Below are 13,377 nucleotides of genomic sequence, written 5' to 3' on the forward strand. Positions count from 1 at the left end.
CTGCCGTACGAGATGCCCGGGGCGGTGACGGATGAGTCCTGGCCGCCCACCGGGGCGCCGGGCCGCCGGCCGGGTCAGTGGCAGAGCCGGGCCTCGTGCTCCGCGTGCCCGCTGGGCTCCAGCTGGAAGGTGCAGTGCTCGACGGCGAAGTGCTCGCCGAGGCAGCCCTGCAGGTCATGCAGTATCTTCCCGTGTCCGGCCGAGTCCAGCGCGGCCGGATCCACCACCACGTGCGCGGACAGCACCGGCATCCCCGATGTGATCGTCCACACATGCAGGTCGTGCAGATCCTCCACGCCCGGCAGGGCCATGATGTGCGCCCGCACGTCGTCCATGTCGACGTTCTTCGGCGCCGCCTCCAGCAGGACGTCCAGCGCCTCCCGCAACAGCTTCACGGTGCGCGGCACGATCATCAGGCCGATGAGCAGGGAGGCGATCGGGTCGGCCTGCGTCCAGCCCGTCAGCATGATCACCAGAGCCGCGAGGACCACGGCGAACGAGCCGAGCGCGTCCGAGAGGACCTCCAGGAACGCCCCGCGCACATTGAGGCTCTCCTTCTGACCGCGCATCAGCAGGGCCAGCGAGATCAGGTTGGCGACCACACCCACCAGGCCGAAGATCACGGTCGTGCCGCCGGGCACGTCGGCGGGGTCGCGCAGCCGCTCGACGGCCTCGAAGAGGATGAAGCCGCCCACACCCAGCAGCAGCAGACAGTTCAGCAGCGCCGCAAGGATCTCGGCGCGGGCGTAGCCGAACGTGCGCCGGCTGCTCGGCGGCCGGTTCGCGAAGTGGATCGCCACCAGCGCCATCGACACCCCCACCGCGTCCGTCGCCATGTGCCCGGCGTCCGCGAGCAGCGCCAGCGAACCGGTCAGCGCGCTGCCGGCGATCTCGGCGACCAGCACCGTGAGGGTGATGCCCAGCGCGATCCGCAGCCGCCCCTTGTAGGCGGCGGCCGCGGTGCCGCTCGTGCCGGGCGGGGGTCCCCCGTGCGAGTGGCCGTGGTCGTGCCCCGCTCCCATGAATGCCGCCTCCGAAGATCTCCGGGAACGGCCGACGGGCGCCGGCCGAGCCCCAGTGAACTACGGGCGGGGGGCAGCGGGCAACGCGGCACTGAACACCGTTGTCATTGCCTCTGACCTGCGGAGATGCCCACGGGTGCTGATCAGTGCAGACGGGCCTGCGGGTGGTGCAGGCACCACCCTTCCCAGGCCGAAGTGACCATGCTCAGCAGGTCGTGCCGCGCGCTCCAGCCGAGCTCCTTCGCGATCAGCTCGCCGGACGCCACGACACGCGCTGGATCACCCGGACGGCGTGGCCCGGTCTCGGCCGTCAGTCCGGTCCGGCCGGTGACCTCGCCGATCAGGTCGGCCATCTCCCGCACCGACACGCCCCGCCCGGTGCCCACGTTCAGCGTCAGGTCGCCCGCCCCCGGCCGCCCGGCGAGCCGGCGGGCGGCCGCCAGGTGCGCCGTGGCCAGGTCCTCGATGTGGATGTAGTCACGGACGCAGGTGCCGTCGGGAGTGTCGTAGTCGGTACCGAAGATCCGGGGGCGCTCCCCGCGGGTGATGCGGTCGAACATCATCGGAATGATGTTGAAGACGCCGGTGTCGGCCAGTTCCGGCCGGGCCGCGCCCGCCACGTTGAAGTAGCGCAGACACGCCGTCGAGATGCCGTGCGCGGCCCCCGCCGCCCGTACGAGCCACTCGCCCGCCAGCTTCGTCTCACCGTAGGGGTTGATCGGCAGGCAAGGCGTCTCCTCGGTGACGAGGTCGACGTCGGGCATGCCGTAGACGGCGGCGGAGGACGAGAACACGAAGCTGCGGACCCCGGCGGCCACGACCGCCTCCAGCAGCACCGTCAGGCCGTGCACGTTCTCGCGGTAGTAGAGCAGCGGCTTCTCCACCGACTCCCCGACCTGCTTCTTCGCCGCCAGGTGCACCACACCCCGCACGTCCAGCTCCGCGAACGCGCGGTCCAGCACCTCGCGGTCCAGCACCGAGCCCAGCACCAGCGGGACATCCGCGGGCAGCCGGGCGGACACACCGGAGGAGAGGTCGTCCAGCACGGCCACCCGCTCCCCGGCCTCCGTCATCGCCCGCGCCACGTGCGCCCCGATGTACCCCGCTCCGCCTGTGATCAGCCACGTCATGACGGCACCCTATTCCAGCCGGCCGACGCGAGACGTGCTGTGCCCGGGCGGGAACCGCCAGGGCCGCCCGGTCGTCCTGTCAGTGCCGGGACGCCCGGGTGCACGTGCGGTGAACGGCGGCTTCCGGTGATCCGATAGCCTCTGCCGACGTGCCGCACGCCGCCCCTGACCGGGGCCCGGCGCGCCGCGCCCGCTGCCCGGCCACGTCGCGGACCCGGGGCGGCCACGCCAGCTTCCAAGGAGTGAGTTCGTCTGTCGACCGCCATCCTCACCGGCACGCCGCCCGCCGGCTCCTCCCTCGAGGACGACCTGCGGTCCCTGGGCTTCGACGTCCGCACGGCCCCTGACGCCGCCGGCGCCGCCACGGCGCTCGCGGCCGTCCCCGCCGCCGAGCGGGTCGCGCTCGTCGACCACCGCTTCGTGGGTCACCTCCACGCCCTGCGGCTCGCCCTGACCGACCCCCGCTTCCCCGCCGCCGCCGTCACCGGCGCGCTCACCGCGCAGCCGGAGGCCCGAGCGGCGCTGACGCGCGCGCTGGCGGCCACCGCGGCCGGCGAGAGGGGTGCGGGGGACCTGCCGGACGCCCTCGGCGCCCGGCTGGAGGCCGAGGGCGTCGCCGTACACCGCCCCGACCTGGGCGTCCTGGTGGCCGCCGTGCCCGAGGACGCGGACGCCCGCGCCAAGACGCTGGCCGGGACCGCCGCCGTCGACGACGAGGCCGTGCGGCTGCGCAGCGCCGTGAAGTCCCGCGACGGGTTCTTCACCACCTTCTGCATCAGCCCGTACTCCCGCTACCTCGCCCGCTGGTGCGCCCGCCGTGGCCTCACCCCCAATCAGGTGACCACCGCCTCGCTGCTGACCGCGCTGATCGCGGCCGGCTGCGCGGCGACCGGCACGCGCCCCGGATATGTCGCCGCGGGCGTCCTGCTGATCGCGTCGTTCGTGCTCGACTGCACCGACGGCCAGCTCGCCCGCTACTCCCTTCAGTACTCCACGCTCGGCGCCTGGCTCGACGCGACGTTCGACCGCGCCAAGGAGTACGCCTACTACGCGGGCCTCGCGCTCGGCGCGGCCAGGGGCGGGGACGACGTATGGGCCCTCGCGCTCGGCGCGATGATCCTGCAGACCTGCCGGCACGTGGTCGACTTCTCCTTCAACGAGGCCAACCACGACGCCACCGCCAACACCAGCCCCACCGCCGCCCTCTCCGACAAGCTCGACAGCGTCGGCTGGACGGTCTGGGTGCGGCGCATGATCGTGCTGCCCATCGGCGAGCGCTGGGCGCTGATCGCGGTCCTCACCGCGCTCACCACCCCCCGCGTCGTCTTCGTCGTGCTGCTGATCGGCTGCGCCTTCGCCGCCTGCTACACCACCGCCGGCCGCGTGCTGCGCTCGCTGACCCGCAAGGCCAGGAGGACCGACCGGGCCGCCCGGGCGCTGGCGGACCTCACCGACTCGGTCTGGCTCACCGTGGAACCGGCCCGCAAGAGGCCCGGCCGGACGTACAGCGCGCCGCTGTGGGCGGCGGTGGCCGCCGCCCTGCTGCTGGTCGGCCCGCTGCTCTTCGGCTACGGCGGCACCTGGCGGGCGGTCGGGGAAGCGACGGCGTACGCCGGCCTCGCGGCCATCGCCGTCTCCCACTCCCTCAAGGGCCCCCTCGACTGGCTGGTGCCGCCCGTCTTCCGGGGGGCCGAGTACGGGATCATCCTGGGCCTGGCGGCCCGGTCGGATGCCCCGGGCGCCCTGCCCGCGGCTTTCGGCCTGGTGGCCGCGGTCGCCTACCATCACTACGACACGGTGTACCGCATCCGTGGCGGCAGCGGCGCCCCGCCGCACTGGCTGGTGCGGGCGACCGGCGGGCACGAGGGGCGGGTCGTGGCGGTCACGGCCGCCGCCGCCCTCTGGCACGGCCGGGGCTTCACCATCGCGCTGACGGTCCTCGCGGCCGCCATCACGCTCCTGGTGCTCAGCGAGAGCATCCGGTTCTGGGTGTCCGCCGGGGCGCCCGCAGTACACGACGAAACAGGAGAACCCGCATGATCGGCCTCGTGCTGGCAGCCGGCGCCGGACGGCGTCTGCGTCCCTACACCGACACCCTGCCCAAGGCCCTGGTGCCGGTCGGCCCCGAGGGTGCGGAGGAGTCGCTCACCGTTCTCGACCTGACCCTCGGCAACTTCGCCGAGGTCGGCCTGACCGAGGTCGCGATCGTCGTCGGCTACCGCAAGGAGGCCGTGTACGCGCGCAAGGAGGCGCTGGAGGCCAAGTACGGCCTCAAGCTCATCCTGATCGACAACGACAAGGCCGAGGAGTGGAACAACGCCTACTCCCTGTGGTGCGCGCGTGACGTCCTGGGCCGCGGCGTGATCCTCGCCAACGGCGACACCGTCCACCCGGTCTCCGTCGAGAAGACGCTGCTCGCCGCCCGTGGCGACGGCCAGAAGATCATCCTCGCCCTCGACACGGTGAAGAAGCTCGCCGACGAGGAGATGAAGGTCGTCGTGGACGGCGACAAGGGCGTTCAGAAGATCACCAAGCTGATGGAGCCGTCCGACGCCACCGGCGAGTACATCGGTGTCACCCTCATCGAGGCCGACGCCGCCGCCGAGCTGGCCGACGCCCTCAAGGTCACCTTCGAGCGCAACCCCGACCTCTACTACGAGGACGGCTACCAGGAGCTCGTCCACCGCGGCTTCACGATCGACACGGCCCCCATCGGCGACGTGAAGTGGGTCGAGATCGACAACCACGACGACCTCGCCAAGGGCCGGGAGATCGCGTGCCAGTACTGACGAGGCTCATCCCCTCGCCGGTCGTCGTCGACATCCGTGCCGGTGCGCTGAACGATCTGGCCTGCGTCCTCGCCGACCAGCGGATCTCCAGCTCCGGCAAGCTCGCCATCGCCATCAGCGGCGGCTCCGGGGCGGCGCTGCGCGAGCGGCTCGCCCCGGCGCTGCCCGGCGCCTCCTGGTACGAGGTCGGCGGCGGTACCCTCGACGACGCGATCAGGCTCGGCGACCGCATGAAGAAGGGGCACTACGACGCGGTCGTGGGCCTCGGCGGCGGCAAGATCATCGACTGCGCGAAGTACGCGGCGGCGCGGATCGGCCTGCCGCTGGTCGCCGTCGCCACCAACCTCTCGCACGACGGTCTCTGCTCGCCGGTCGCCACCCTCGACAACGACGCGGGCCGCGGCTCGTACGGCGTGCCGAACCCCATCGCCGTCGTCATCGACCTCGACGTCATCCGCGAGGCGCCGGTGCGCTACGTGCGCTCCGGCATCGGCGACGCGGTCTCCAACATCTCCGCCGTCGCCGACTGGGAGCTCGCCCACCGCGAGCGCGGCGAGAAGATCGACGGGCTGGCCGCCGCCATGGCCCGCCAGGCCGGCGAGGCCGTGCTCCGCCACCCCGGCGGCGTCGGCGACGACGGCTTCCTGCAAGTGCTGGCCGAGGGGCTGGTGATGACCGGCATCTCGATGTCCGTCGCCGGTGACAGCCGCCCCGCCTCCGGCGCCTGCCACGAGATCAACCACGCTTTCGACATCCTCTTCCCCAAGCGCGCCGCCAGCCATGGCGAGCAATGCGGCCTCGGGGCCGCCTTCGCGATGCACCTGCGCGGTGCCCGCGAGGAGTCCGCGCTGATGGTCGAGGTGCTGCGGCGGCACGGCCTGCCCGTGCTGCCCGGCGAGATCGGCTTCACCGACGACGAGTTCGTGCAGGTGGTGGAGTACGCGCCGCAGACCCGCCCGGGGCGGTACACGATCCTGGAGCACCTCGACCTCTCCACCCACCAGATCAGGGACGCCTACGCCGACTATGCACAAACCGTCAGTCGCTGAACTCCGCCCGGTCGTCCACCCCGAGGGTGTCAAGGACCGGCGCAGCGGTGAGCACTGGGCCGGCCGCCTCTACATGCGAGAGATCTCGCTGCGTTGCGACCGGTACCTGGTGAACACCCGGATCACCCCCAACCAGCTCACCTACCTGATGGTCGTCGCGGGCGTCCTGGCGGGCGCGGCACTTCTCGTGCCGGGCCTGGCCGGGGCCCTCGCCGGCGCCGTCCTCATCCAGATCTACCTGCTGCTCGACTGCGTCGACGGAGAGATCGCCCGCTGGCGCAAGCAGACCTCGATCACGGGCGTCTACCTCGACCGGATCGGCCACTACCTCTCCGAGGCGGCCCTCCTGGTCGGCTTCGGCGTCCGGGCCGCGGACATCTTCCACAAGGAAGGCGCCGCCACCCACTGGGAGTGGGCGTTCCTCGGCACCCTGGCCGCCCTCGGCGCCATCCTGATCAAGGCCGAGACCGACCTCGTCGACGTCGCACGCGCCCGCAGCGGCCTGGCGGCCGTCAAGGACGAGGCGGCCGTGCCCCGCTCCTCCGGCCTGGCGCTGGCCCGCAGGGCCGCCGCCGCGCTGAAGTTCCACCGGCTCGTCGGCGGTGTCGAGGCGTCGCTGTTCATCCTGGCCGTGGCGGTCGCCGACATGGTGGGGGGCGACCTGTTCTTCACCCGTCTCGGCGTGGCCGTCCTCGCGGGCATCGCCATCGTCCAGACGCTGCTGCACCTCGTGTCCATCCTCGCCTCCAGCAGGCTGCGATGAGCGCCGCCGCCGCGCGGGTGGGCGCGGTCGTCCTGACCATGGGCAACCGCCCCGACGAGCTGCGCGCGCTGCTGGAGTCCGTCGCCAAGCAGACCGGCGACCCCATCGAGGCCGTGGTCGTCGGCAACGGCTCGCCGCTGCCCGAGCTGAACGTGCCCGGGCTGGCCGTGCGGACCGTCGAGCTGCCCGAGAACGTGGGCATCCCGGCGGGCCGCAACGTGGGCATCGAGGCGTTCGGCCCGGCCGGCCGGGACGTCGACATCCTGCTCTTCCTCGACGACGACGGGCTGCTGCCGAACCAGGACACGGCCCAGCTGTGCCGGGAGGCGTTCGCCGCGGACCCGAAGCTCGGCATCATCAGCTTCCGGATCGCCGACCCCGACACCGGGGTCACCCAGCGTCGCCACGTGCCGCGCCTGCGCGCCGCCGACCCGATGCGCTCCTCGCGCGTGACCACCTTCCTCGGCGGTGCCAATGCCGCCCGGACGAGGGTCTTCGCCGAGGTCGGCGGGCTGCCGGACGAGTTCTTCTACGCGCACGAGGAGACCGACCTCGCCTGGCGGGCGCTCGACGCGGGCTGGATGATCGACTACCGGTCGGACATGGTGCTGCACCACCCGACCACGGCCCCCAGCCGGCACGCCGTCTACCACCGCATGGTGGCCCGCAACCGGGTCTGGCTGGCGCGCCGGAACCTTCCGGCACCGCTGGTCCCCGTCTATGTGGGGGTGTGGCTGCTGCTGACCCTGGCCCGGCGCCCGTCGCCCGCCGCGCTGCGCGCGTGGCTCGGCGGATTCCGGGAGGGGTGGGCGACGCCCTGCGGTCCACGGCGGCCCATGAAGTGGCGTACCGTTTGGCGCCTGACCCGACTGGGTCGCCCTCCCGTGATCTGAGAAGCTCGTGTCCGAGTGCACCGGGCGCGATCCGGGGCTCCGCCCCGGCAGCGCATCTTGAGGACGAAAGTGTCAACTGTGAGCGAGACAACGCACGACAGTGCGGTCGCCATGAGTGCCCCGCCATCACCCGACGACGGCCTGCCCGCCGCCGAGCTGGCCCGCAAGTACGGCCTCGCGGTGAGCGGTGCCCGGCCGAGCCTGCCGGACTACGTGCGGCAGCTGTGGGACCGGCGGCACTTCATCGTCGCCTTCTCCCGGGCGAAGATGACGGCCCAGTACAGCCAGGCCAAGCTGGGCCAGGTCTGGCAGGTGGCCACCCCCCTGCTGAACGCCTCGGTGTACTTCCTGATCTTCGGTCTGCTGATGCAGCAGGGCAGGGACATGGGGATCCGTACCTACATCCCCTTCCTGGTCACGGGAATCTTCGTCTTCACCTTCACCCAGAGCTCGGCGATGGCGGGGGTGCGCTCCATCGCCGGCAACCTGGGGCTGGTGCGCGCCCTGCACTTCCCGCGGGCCGCGCTGCCGATCTCCTTCGCGCTGCAGCAGCTCCAGCAGCTCCTGCTCTCGATGTGCGTGCTGTTCCTCTTCCTGCTCGGCTTCGGGCACATGCCCGCGCTGTCCTGGGTGCTGATCGTCCCGGTGCTGGTGCTGCAGTTCCTCTTCAACACCGGCCTGGCGATGATCCTCGCCCGCGCGGGCAGCAAGACCCCCGACCTGGCGCAGCTGCTGCCGTTCATCACGCGCACGTGGATGTACGCGTCCGGTGTGATGTACAGCCTGAGCGCGGCGCTGGCGAAGACCCACGCGCCGGGCTGGGTCGTCGACGTCCTGGCCGCCAACCCGGCCGCCGTCTACATCGACCTCATGCGCTGGTCGCTGATCGACGACCGCAGCCACATCCACCTGCCGTCGCACGTCTGGGCGCTGGCGGTCGGCTGGGCGCTGCTGGTGGGCATCGGCGGCTTCGTGTACTTCTGGAAGGCTGAGGAGAAGTACGGCCGTGGCTGATCAGAACACCGCTTCCCAGGCGTCCGGGCCCGCGCCCACCGTGATCGCGGACGACGTCCACATCGTCTACCGCGTCTACGGCGGCAACACCGGCCGCGGCAGCGCGACCGCCGCCCTGAACCGGATCATCAAGCGCAAGCCGGGTGCGGGTGTGCGCGAGGTGCACGCCGTCAAGGGTGTGAGCTTCACCGCGTACCGGGGCCAGGCCATCGGCCTGATCGGTTCCAACGGCTCCGGCAAGTCCACCCTGCTCAAGGCGGTCGCCGGGCTGCTGCCCACCGAACGGGGCAGGATCTACACCGATGGGCAGCCCTCGCTGCTGGGTGTCAACGCGGCCATGATGAACGACCTCACGGGCGAGCGGAACGTGATGCTCGGGGGCCTGGCCATGGGCATGTCGCGGGAGCAGATCCGCGAGCGTTACCAGGGCATCGTCGACTTCTCCGGCATCAACGAGAAGGGCGACTTCATCACGCTGCCCATGCGGACGTACTCCTCCGGCATGGCGGCGCGGCTGCGCTTCTCCATCGCGGCGGCCAAGGACCACGACGTCCTGATGATTGACGAGGCGCTGGCCACCGGCGACCGGTCCTTCCAGAAGCGTTCCGAGGAGCGCATCCGCGAGCTGCGCAAGGAGGCCGGCACGGTCTTCCTGGTCAGCCACAACAACAGGTCGATCCGGGACACCTGCGACCGGGTGCTGTGGCTGGAGCGCGGGGAGCTGCTGATGGACGGGCCGACCGACGAGGTGGTCCGGGCCTATGAGAAGGAGACGGCCCGGTAACGGATCCGCGCCCCGTGCGTTCCCGGTCGCACCCCGGGAATCGCCGGTCGCACAAGGCCCCCGCAGGCGTGTGCCGACGGGGGCCTTGACCGTTCCGTGACGATCAACTCGCTTATTGTCAGGGCTGATTCGGGCCCCGCGTGGCATTGTATGGATCAAGCACATACCCCGGCGATCGTCGGACACTTGTGCGGCGTACGCTGTAGCGTGCTCTTTTGCTGCTGTTTGTGGTGGGGCATGGCGATACCCGCGCATCCCCACCGCCGAGGGTGTGCGGGGAGGCCCCGGGAGGAGCCCAGGGGACGGCCCCACCCTGCGGCGTGTCCGAAATAGGATGTTCTGGGTCGGCAGTGTAGAACGGGAGATGTGACGGCAATGGCTGCATTGGCCGTATTGGCCAGGGGCTCTCTCCAGATCAGAGACGCGTACGCCGTCCCCGGTCCGGGCAGCCCACGGTGACCGCGGGGACGGACGCGCACGCGCGCGCCGTGCTCGACAAGGCCGCGCACGAGAACTTCCCCGTGGCGCCCTTCTTCGTGCCACGCGCCTGGCGTGCCGACCTCATGGCGGTCTACGGCTATGCCCGCCTCGTCGACGACATCGGCGACGGCGATCTCGCCCCCGGCGGCCGCGACGCCGAGCTGCTGGGCCTGGACCGCGAGCAAAGTGACGACCGTCTCACCATGCTCGACGCCTTCGAGGCCGACCTCCGGCGCGTCTTCGACACCACCGGCACGGGCCCCCGCCACCCGCTGCTGCTCCGCCTCCGTCCGACCGTCCGCCGGTGCGGTCTGACCCCCGAGCCCTTCCTCGGGCTGATCGAGGCCAACCGCCAGGACCAGCGGGTGCGCCGCTACGGAACGTACGACGAGCTGCTCGCCTACTGCGAGCTGTCCGCCAACCCCGTCGGCCGCCTCGTCCTCGGCATCACCGGCACAGCGACCCCCGAGCGGATCCGCCGCTCGGACATGATCTGCACCGCGTTGCAGATCATCGAACACCTACAGGACGTCGCCGAGGATCTCCGACGCGACCGCGTCTACCTCCCCGCCGAGGACATGAACCGCTTCCGCGTCGCGGAGTCCGACCTCGCTCTTGCGACCAGCGGCGCGTCGGTGCGTGCGCTGGTCGCATACGAGGCCGAACGCGCCGGGCACCTGCTGAATGAAGGCACCCCACTCGTGGGTAGCGTCCACGGCAGGCTGAAGCTGTTGCTCGCGGGGTTCGTGGGCGGGGGGAGGGCCGCGCTCAGAGCGGTCGCCGCCGCGGGCCACGACGTTCTCCCCGGACCGCCCAAGCCCACCAAGCTCAGCCTGCTGCGCGAGGTGGGGGCGACACTGCGAAGAGAGGGGTGAGCGGGACCGTGAACGGAACGCCACACGCGTCCGCACCGGTACTCGCCGCGTACAGCTACTGCGAGGCCGTCACCGGACAGCAGGCCGGCAACTTCAGCTACGGCATCAGGCTGCTGCCCGCGGCCAAGCGACGGGCCATGTCGGCCCTGTACGCCTTCTCGCGGCGCGTGGACGACATCGGTGACGGCCCCCTGGACGCCGAGTCCAAGCGGCTCCGGCTCGAGGAGGCCCGTACGACGCTCGACCGGATCAGAGAGGGCGCCATCGACGAGGACGACACCGACCCGGTGGCCGTCGCGCTCGCGCACGCCGTGCGCCGCTTTCCCATTCCCATCGGCGGGCTCGACGAACTGATCGACGGCGTCCAGATGGATGTACGGGGCGAGACCTACGAGACGTGGGACGACCTCGCCGCGTACTGCCGCTGTGTCGCGGGCGCCATCGGACGGCTCTCCCTCGGCGTGTTCGGCACCGTGCCCGGTGCACGGGACACCGCGCGCGCTGCGGAGTACGCCGACACCCTCGGCCTCGCCCTGCAGCTCACCAACATCCTGCGCGACGTCCGCGAGGACGCGGCCAACGGCCGCACCTACCTGCCCTCCGAGGACCTCGCGAAGTTCGGCTGCTCCGCCGGCTTCCACTCCGTGCGGCCCCCGGCCGGCGCCGACTTCACCGGGCTGATCCACTTCGAGGTGCGCCGCGCCCGGGCCCTGTTCGCCGAGGGCATGCGGCTGCTGCCCATGCTCGACCGGCGCAGCGGCGCCTGCGTCGCCGCCATGTCCGGCATCTACCGCCGGCTGCTGGACCGCATCGCCGAGGAGCCGGCGGCCGTGCTGCGCGGCAGGGTCTCCCTGCCCGGGCGTGAGAAGGCCTTCGTCGCCGTGCGCGGGCTGTCCGGGTACGACGCGCGCAGCGTCCACCGGCAGACCGTCAGAGGGCGCGCCTGATGGCCCCCGCACCCGCAGGCACGAACCGCTGCCCCACCGGCAAGCGGTGCGCAACCCTCCACCCGGTCCAGGCGTCCCTGACAACAGCCGAGGGGGTGGGCGCATGACAGCACGCACGACGACCCGGCCCGACCGGCTCCGCACAGACGAGGCAGGCCGCCCCGAGGGGGCGGCCGCGGTAGTGATCGGGGGCGGGCTCGCCGGCATCACGGCGGCGCTCGAGCTCGCCGACGCCGGACTGCGGGTCACCCTCGTCGAGGGCCGGCCCCGGCTGGGCGGGCTCGCCTTCTCCTTCAACCGGGGCGAGCTGACCATCGACAACGGCCAGCACGTCTACCTGCGCTGCTGCACCGCCTACCAGTGGTTCCTCGACCGGGTCGACGCCCTGCACCTGGCCCCGCTGCAGGACCGGCTCGACGTGCCCGTCCTGGACGTCGGCCACCCCTCGGGCCGTCCCCGCCTCGGCCGGCTGCGCCGCACCGCGCTGCCCGTGCCGCTGCACCTCGCGGCGAGCCTCGCCACCTACCCGCACCTCTCGCTAGCCGAGCGCGCGGGCGTCGGACGGGCCGCGCTGGCCCTGCGCGGCCTGGACCCGCTGGACCCGGCGCTGGACGGCGTCGACTTCGCCACCTGGCTGCGCCGCCGGGGCCAGTCGGCCCGTACGGTCGAGGCGCTGTGGGACCTCGTCGGCGTGGCCACCCTCAACGCCACCGCCGACCGGTCCTCGCTGGGCCTGGCCGCCATGGTCTTCAAGACCGGGCTGCTCTCCGAGCCCGGTGCCGCCGACATCGGCTGGGCGCACGTACCGCTGGGCGAGCTGCACGACACCCGGGCCCGGGCCGCCCTCGACGCGGCCGGGGTACGGATCGCCCTGCGCACCCGGGCGAGCCGGATCTCCCGGGGCGCGGGCGGCGGCTGGCACGTGGACACCGAGGCCGGGCCCTCCGCCGCCGAGCGGCTCGACGCCGGCATCGTCGTGCTCGCCGTGCCGCAGCGCGAGACCCATGCCCTGCTGCCCGAGGGTGCCCTGGAGGACCCGGACCGGCTGCTGGGCATCGGCACCGCGCCCATTCTCAACCTGCACGTCGTCTACGACCGCAAGGTCATGCGGCAGCCGTTCCTCACGGCCCTCGGCAGTCCCGTGCAGTGGGTCTTCGACCGCACCGACTCCTCCGGGCTGGCCGCTCTCGACGGCGCCGGCCAGTACCTGGCCGTGTCCCAGTCGGCCGCGCAGGACGACATCGACCGGCCCGTCGCCGAGCTGCGCGAGCGCTACCTCCCCGAGCTGGAGCGGCTGCTGCCCGCGGCCCGGGGCGCGGTCGTCCGCGACTTCTTCGTCACCCGGGAGCGCACGGCGACGTTCGCCCCCACCCCGGGCGTCGGCCGGCTGCGGCCGCACGCCCCCACGAACGCGCCCGGCCTCTACCTGGCCGGTGCGTGGACCGCCACCGGCTGGCCCGCGACCATGGAGAGCGCGGTGCGGAGCGGCCTGAACGCCGCGGGCGCGGCACTCTCCGAGCTCGGCCGGCCGCACCGGGACCCCTTGTGGGAGGCGGCGGTATGAACCAGCGAGCCATCAAGGCGCGCGTTCCCGCAACGGGGCGCGCGTGAGCACGACCACCAGAGGAGAG

12 protein-coding genes are annotated in these 13,377 nt (G+C 72.3%); 10 read left to right on the forward strand and 2 right to left on the reverse strand.

Translation table 11 applies throughout. From position 1 onward, the window contains the following. Positions 1-74 precede the first annotated feature (74 nt). Together AB0F13_RS06045 and galE are read right to left on the reverse strand one after the other, a co-directional pair. Entirely contained in the window at positions 75-1,022 is a 948-nt protein-coding gene (locus AB0F13_RS06045) for a cation diffusion facilitator family transporter (protein WP_362075847.1), read from the reverse strand. 143 nt (positions 1,023-1,165) lie between these two features. Further along, positions 1,166-2,152 carry a UDP-glucose 4-epimerase GalE gene (gene galE, locus AB0F13_RS06050; protein ID WP_362075850.1) on the reverse strand — a complete coding sequence of 329 codons (987 nt, stop codon included), beginning with the start codon at positions 2,150-2,152 and terminating at the stop codon, positions 1,166-1,168. A gap of 252 nt (positions 2,153-2,404) precedes the next feature. On the opposite strand from galE, the gene AB0F13_RS06055 reads away from it, so the two are divergent. The 10 genes from AB0F13_RS06055 (at position 2,405) to hpnE (ending at position 13,310) form a co-directional block, all read left to right on the forward strand. After that, positions 2,405-4,192, forward strand: coding sequence for a DUF5941 domain-containing protein (locus AB0F13_RS06055; protein WP_362076074.1), 1,788 nt, complete (start codon positions 2,405-2,407; stop codon positions 4,190-4,192). Beyond that, a complete protein-coding gene (locus tag AB0F13_RS06060; protein ID WP_362075853.1) occupies positions 4,189-4,941 on the forward strand; it encodes a phosphocholine cytidylyltransferase family protein in 753 nt (250 codons plus the stop codon). The genes AB0F13_RS06055 and AB0F13_RS06060 overlap by 4 nt, the downstream gene beginning before the upstream one ends. Beyond that, on the forward strand, positions 4,929-5,990 hold the full coding sequence (locus tag AB0F13_RS06065; protein WP_362075856.1) for an iron-containing alcohol dehydrogenase family protein: 1,062 nt from the start codon (positions 4,929-4,931) through the stop codon (positions 5,988-5,990). The genes AB0F13_RS06060 and AB0F13_RS06065 overlap by 13 nt, the downstream gene beginning before the upstream one ends. Further along, positions 5,968-6,753 carry a CDP-alcohol phosphatidyltransferase family protein gene (locus AB0F13_RS06070; protein ID WP_362075859.1) on the forward strand — a complete coding sequence of 262 codons (786 nt, stop codon included), beginning with the start codon at positions 5,968-5,970 and terminating at the stop codon, positions 6,751-6,753. The genes AB0F13_RS06065 and AB0F13_RS06070 overlap by 23 nt, the downstream gene beginning before the upstream one ends. Then, positions 6,750-7,646 carry a glycosyltransferase gene (locus tag AB0F13_RS06075; protein WP_362075862.1) on the forward strand — a complete coding sequence of 299 codons (897 nt, stop codon included), beginning with the start codon at positions 6,750-6,752 and terminating at the stop codon, positions 7,644-7,646. The genes AB0F13_RS06070 and AB0F13_RS06075 overlap by 4 nt, the downstream gene beginning before the upstream one ends. A 78-nt stretch (positions 7,647-7,724) precedes the next feature. Beyond that, entirely contained in the window at positions 7,725-8,660 is a 936-nt protein-coding gene (locus AB0F13_RS06080; protein WP_362075865.1) for an ABC transporter permease, read from the forward strand. Further along, the gene (locus AB0F13_RS06085; RefSeq protein WP_362075868.1) at positions 8,653-9,444 is read left to right on the forward strand and encodes an ABC transporter ATP-binding protein; all 792 of its coding nucleotides are present in this window, start codon (positions 8,653-8,655) and stop codon (positions 9,442-9,444) included. Before AB0F13_RS06080 ends, AB0F13_RS06085 begins: the two co-directional genes overlap by 8 nt. A 488-nt stretch (positions 9,445-9,932) precedes the next feature. After that, positions 9,933-10,799 carry a squalene synthase HpnC gene (gene hpnC / locus AB0F13_RS06090; RefSeq protein WP_362076077.1) on the forward strand — a complete coding sequence of 289 codons (867 nt, stop codon included), beginning with the start codon at positions 9,933-9,935 and terminating at the stop codon, positions 10,797-10,799. Further along, positions 10,796-11,746: a presqualene diphosphate synthase HpnD gene (hpnD, locus tag AB0F13_RS06095; protein ID WP_362075871.1), complete on the forward strand. Its 951-nt coding sequence runs from the start codon at positions 10,796-10,798 to the stop codon at positions 11,744-11,746. Before hpnC ends, hpnD begins: the two co-directional genes overlap by 4 nt. 103 nt (positions 11,747-11,849) lie before the next feature. Next, a complete protein-coding gene (hpnE, locus tag AB0F13_RS06100; RefSeq protein ID WP_362075874.1) occupies positions 11,850-13,310 on the forward strand; it encodes a hydroxysqualene dehydroxylase HpnE in 1,461 nt (486 codons plus the stop codon). Positions 13,311-13,377 lie beyond the last annotated feature (67 nt).

This window comes from Streptomyces sp. NPDC026206, assembly GCF_040638465.1.
Taxonomy (GTDB): domain Bacteria; phylum Actinomycetota; class Actinomycetes; order Streptomycetales; family Streptomycetaceae; genus Streptomyces.

What these genes read in the sequence shown, in the direction of transcription:
- AB0F13_RS06045 (WP_362075847.1), bottom strand. Translation starts at nt 1,022, where the DNA reads ATGGGAGCGGGGCACGACCACGGCCACTCGCACGGGGGACCCCCGCCC.
- galE (WP_362075850.1), bottom strand. Translation starts at nt 2,152, where the DNA reads ATGACGTGGCTGATCACAGGCGGAGCGGGGTACATCGGGGCGCACGTG.
- AB0F13_RS06060 (WP_362075853.1), top strand. Translation starts at nt 4,189, where the DNA reads ATGATCGGCCTCGTGCTGGCAGCCGGCGCCGGACGGCGTCTGCGTCCC.
- AB0F13_RS06070 (WP_362075859.1), top strand. Translation starts at nt 5,968, where the DNA reads ATGCACAAACCGTCAGTCGCTGAACTCCGCCCGGTCGTCCACCCCGAG.
- AB0F13_RS06075 (WP_362075862.1), top strand. Translation starts at nt 6,750, where the DNA reads ATGAGCGCCGCCGCCGCGCGGGTGGGCGCGGTCGTCCTGACCATGGGC.
- hpnE (WP_362075874.1), top strand. Translation starts at nt 11,850, where the DNA reads ATGACAGCACGCACGACGACCCGGCCCGACCGGCTCCGCACAGACGAG.